Source organism: Agrobacterium sp. 22094 (assembly GCF_052046015.1).
Taxonomy (GTDB): domain Bacteria; phylum Pseudomonadota; class Alphaproteobacteria; order Rhizobiales; family Rhizobiaceae; genus Agrobacterium; species Agrobacterium cavarae.
In genome coordinates this window covers 1-409 of record NZ_JBQEPX010000030.1, presented here as the reverse complement: position 1 = coordinate 409, position 409 = coordinate 1, and the positions used below count along the sequence as shown (strand labels likewise).

The window sequence follows — 409 nt, the reverse complement described above, 5'->3', positions numbered from 1 at the left end:
AGGCTTTCATAAAGTTTATAAACATCTGCAGTAACAGATAAATCAGTTTTTCGAATGACAACATCCAATTCTGGATGCATTTCGTTAATTTTCAATTTTAATTCGTTTAATTCTTCTTGTCTTCGAGCTACAAGTACTAAATTTTTTCCGCGAGATGCAAATGCTAAAGCTGCTTCATAACCAATTCCGGAACTTGCGCCAGTAATAACCGTGTATTTCATATAAAATCCCCCTAAATTCAAATTCATTTATGGTTAGATTGTATTTGTTAGAGTATACTCTAAGTCAAACGTTTTTTATAAATTTGATACGGTTATAAAATATATGAGAGCAAACATGTGAAGGGAGTTTTAGTATGTACACAATTAGCGAGGTAGCAAAATTATTAGGCGTGAGCACACATACACTA

The 409-nt window shown here is 32.3% G+C and carries 1 protein-coding gene; it reads right to left on the bottom strand.

The window, feature by feature from the left end; genetic code table 11:
- A partial coding sequence (locus ACTJK5_RS23045; RefSeq protein ID WP_440613322.1) for an SDR family NAD(P)-dependent oxidoreductase occupies positions 1–221 on the bottom strand: 221 nt, incomplete at its 3' end.
- Positions 222–409 lie beyond the last annotated feature (188 nt).